General features: G+C 41.7%; 4 protein-coding genes. All 4 read left to right on the forward strand.

Going from position 1 to position 3,713, the window contains the following annotated elements:
• The coding region (locus Q9J79_RS10180) for an IgG-binding virulence factor TspB family protein (RefSeq protein ID WP_301911609.1) at positions 1–327 on the forward strand (327 nt) is incomplete at its 5' end.
• Between the two features lie 8 nt (positions 328–335).
• The gene (locus tag Q9J79_RS10185) at positions 336–617 is read left to right on the forward strand and encodes a DUF2523 family protein (protein WP_304685319.1); all 282 of its coding nucleotides are present in this window, start codon (positions 336–338) and stop codon (positions 615–617) included.
• Positions 618–619: 2 nt separating this feature from the next.
• A complete protein-coding gene (locus Q9J79_RS10190; RefSeq protein WP_301911607.1) occupies positions 620–1,714 on the forward strand; it encodes a zonular occludens toxin domain-containing protein in 1,095 nt (364 codons plus the stop codon).
• 881 nt (positions 1,715–2,595) lie between these two features.
• Entirely contained in the window at positions 2,596–3,561 is a 966-nt protein-coding gene (locus tag Q9J79_RS10195) for an IS110 family RNA-guided transposase (RefSeq protein WP_025457516.1), read from the forward strand.
• The last annotated feature ends 152 nt before the right edge of the window (positions 3,562–3,713 follow it).

The following is a 3,713-nucleotide window of genomic DNA, read 5'->3' on the forward strand; positions in this document are numbered from 1 at the left end:
AAAGAGGACGACAAGCCAAAGGAAGACGGAGGTTTGCTCTGTAAAGTGTTTCCGAACATTTTGTCTTGTGATGAATTGCCCGAAAAAGAAGAACCAAATTTAGAGATTCCTCAAGAAACTATCGATTTGAACTTCACACATGACAATACCTTTAGCGAGTATGGCGAATGCCCTGCTCCGGTAACGTTTCAGGCGTTGGGCGCGGAATACAAAATCAGTCTTGAGCCTGCGTGTAATTTAGCTGCCATGATGCGCCCCTTTATTATCGCAATGGCTTGGCTGGTGGCTTCTTTCTTCGTGGCTAGAGTTGTCAGAAATAACGCATAGGGGGATTTATGAAATTTTTAGCTGCTCTTGCTCCATATTTGATAAACCATGTTGTCAAATACATTCTGACTGCCTTAGGGGTGTCTATCATTACCTATGTCGGTTTTGACGCCCTTATGAGCAATCTTAAAAATCAGTTTATAAGCAGCATGGGGGCGGTTCCTGCCGGCGCGATCCAAATTTTTTATATCGCAGGCGGCGGCGTTGTTCTGAACATCATGTTTGGTATGCTCGCCTTTGTCGTTACTTTTAAAACCCTGTCTAAATTGAGCTTTGGTAAGAAAGTATAAAGATGGCCGCCATTACCCTGATAACAGGCAAACCTAGAATAGGCAAAACCGCCTTTGCCGTCGAACTGCTTATGTTTGATGACTTCTATAAAGGCCGTAAAATTTTCTCCAATATTAACGGCCTTTTGATAGACCATCATAAACCGCCGGAAGGGCATAGCTGGGAAGACATGCACGAATGGTTGAAATGGAAAGAGAATATAGGCTCTGTTGTCATCTATGACGAGGTGCAATATCTTTTTCCGACCCGATCAAGCGGTTCAAAAATGCCTGAAAACGTCGCATTTCTCAACGTTCACGGTCATTATGGTATTGACATGATACTAATCACGCAATCACCTAAAATCATAGATGTGAACTTAAGAGAAGTCGTAAACAAGCATATCCATATAGCTGCAAACAAAATGGGCGGTTTGACCAGGCTCGAATGGAACGAAGTAGCCTTAAACCCGACTCAACAGGCAAGAAACGCCTTGTCCAGTTCGCATAAAATCAGACAAGAGGTTTTTGAATACTACAAATCCGCCGAAGTGCATACCGCGCATTCGCACGTCAAATCAAGGTGGTATTACGTCATCATCGCCATGCTGTTTATACTGCCGTGTATCTTAGGTTTGGTCGGATTCATGGGCTATAAGATGTATCAGGGCTATAAAGAAAAAGCAGGAATATCGGCACAGGCCGAAGAAAAAAAAGAAGATACAGGTTTTAAAAATCCGCTTGACCCTGAAAGTCAAAAAGAAATGATGCCGCAAAGCGGAATTCAGGGTCAAAACCTTAAAACTGAAGACTTCGTGCCAACGCTCGCCGAAAAGCCTGAAAGTAAACCCATTTACAACGGCGTCCGCCAAGTTAAAACATTTGAGTACCCTGTCGGCTGCGTCGATGGCGGCAAAAGCGGCTGTACCTGTTATTCAAGCCAAGGAACGCCCCTTAAAGAAATCACTAAGGCAATGTGCAAAGACTATGTCAAAAACGGCTTGCCTTTCAATCCGTATAAGGACGAACAACAGGCAGTACAATCGCCACAAACAGCACCGCAGACAGCCTACACGCCTGAAAATGGTCAAGTCCTTGTAATGGGCGGAAAGCCTTAGCAAAATTTAATGTATGACAACTGGGAAGAGCGCGGGAAACCGTTTGAAGGAATTGGTGGCGGAGTTGTAAATTAGAAAACCGCCCTTAATTGGGCGGCTCTTGTCGTGGGTTATTGACTAAACAGCATGAACACGGCTAGAATAAACCGCGTATCTACCGATACAGTCAAATGCAGTTTTCCGAGGCTAACGGTAATTCGCATTTTAAAATTTCCTGTAAAGTTTAAAACTTGGCAGGAATGCAAAAATCCCCTAGTTCGCGCTCGGGGATTTTGCTTATCCCCACCGCTCTACAAATTGTCATATCATCAAATCTAAGTCATATCAATCTACCTTTCCGCGCTTGCCGCGCCTGTTTGAGTTTCAGAAACCTTTCCCAGCCCTTCAGGACGGAGGAGCTAGGGCGGGGGAAAATATCTAGCGGAATTGTTTTTTTTTACTGCTTTCAGTCCGGTTTTCGCTGAGGTATGGGGGTGCGTTTGAAAGAGAACGCCCGATAAAAAGGTGCAAGGGGGAAGTTTTGTAAAGATTTGGAGTGCTTTTTTCCAAATCTTTATGAATACCCCCTTGCACCTTTTTATCGGGCGTTCTCCAATCGCACACAAACCCCATGCCGGCGAAAACCGGACTGAAAGCAGTAAAAAAACACAATGCAGCGGGTCGCAACAGAAATTTTTAAATAAACCAGCAAATACAAAAAATTAATTAATACGATTCTGATATACTTCAAACGTCTCGGAATAGCTAACCGACGACAAAGCCGCCGAACCTGATTACTTCCTAATCGCAAGATTGAAAGAAAGATAAGGACGGCGGTTTTCTTATGTTTGAAATTGAGAAACATCAAAGGCATTAAAGCCTGAATCGTAAGGAAAATTAACATGAGAAACGCAGTAGGATTAGACATATCCGCAAAAACATTTGATGTCGTTACCATAATCAACGGAGAAACCGATTACAGAAAATTCAGCAACGATGAACAAGGCTGCAAAAGCCTGAAAGAATGGATATCGGCAAAAAGAGAAAAAGACATATACGTATGCATGGAAGCAACTGGAAACTACTACGAACAGGTCGCAGACTGCTTGGCCGAAGAATACCACGTATCAGTAATAAACCCGCTAAAAATCAAAGCCTATGCACAAAAGCGATTCAGCAGAATCAAAAACGACAAACAAGACGCAAAACTAATCGCAGAGTTTTGCCAAACAGCATTAATAGAAGAGCTGCCAAAGAGAGAAAAACCGACTGAACAGCAATACAGCTTGAAAAGACTGCTATCACTTCAAAGCCAACTTTTAGAACAACAGACATCGCAAAAAAATAGAATCAAAGCAGCAAAAGATTCATTTGTACAGAAAATACACGAAAAACAGCTAAAAGAACTTGAGAACCATCTAAATGCAGTAAAAAAGAAAATCGACCAAATAATCAAATCAGATAAAAAAATGAAAGAGCTGACAAAACGGTTAGAGACAATACCTTCAGTAGGCAAAACAACAGCCATATCGCTAATGAGCCACCTTATTAACAGCACATTCGAAAACGCAAAGCAGTTTACAGCCTATGCCGGATTAAATCCGCAGCAAAACACATCAGGGACAAGCGTCAACAAAAAAAGCACAATGACCAAATACGGAAACCGAAGAATACGCGGATCCCTGTTCATGGCCGCATTAGTCGCATTCAGAAACAACTACTTTCCAGCATTCACAAACAGGCTGAAAAAAGCCAAAAAGCCCAAAATGCTGATCATCGGCGCATTGATGAGAAAAATTTTAGTCGTTGCATTCAATCTTTATAAAACAGAAACCGACTTCGATAAAACACGTTATCAGACGGCTTAGCTAACCGAACTGATAAAAACAGCAAAAGCGGATTGTAAAAAATCCGCTTGGATTTTTGTATTCCGAAAAAATGCAAAACTAAATAACCAATAAAAACAATAAGATAACAAATTTACAATTTATTTTGTTTGAATAATAAATAAACATCTTTC

Source organism: Neisseria viridiae (assembly GCF_962747995.1).
In the GTDB taxonomy this organism is placed as follows: domain Bacteria; phylum Pseudomonadota; class Gammaproteobacteria; order Burkholderiales; family Neisseriaceae; genus Neisseria; species Neisseria viridiae.

Bases quoted from the DNA above. Each gene is read 5' to 3' on its own strand.
- Q9J79_RS10185 (WP_304685319.1), top strand. From the start codon at position 336: ATGAAATTTTTAGCTGCTCTTGCTCCATATTTGATAAACCATGTTGTC.
- Q9J79_RS10190 (WP_301911607.1), top strand. From the start codon at position 620: ATGGCCGCCATTACCCTGATAACAGGCAAACCTAGAATAGGCAAAACC.
- Q9J79_RS10195 (WP_025457516.1), top strand. From the start codon at position 2,596: ATGAGAAACGCAGTAGGATTAGACATATCCGCAAAAACATTTGATGTC.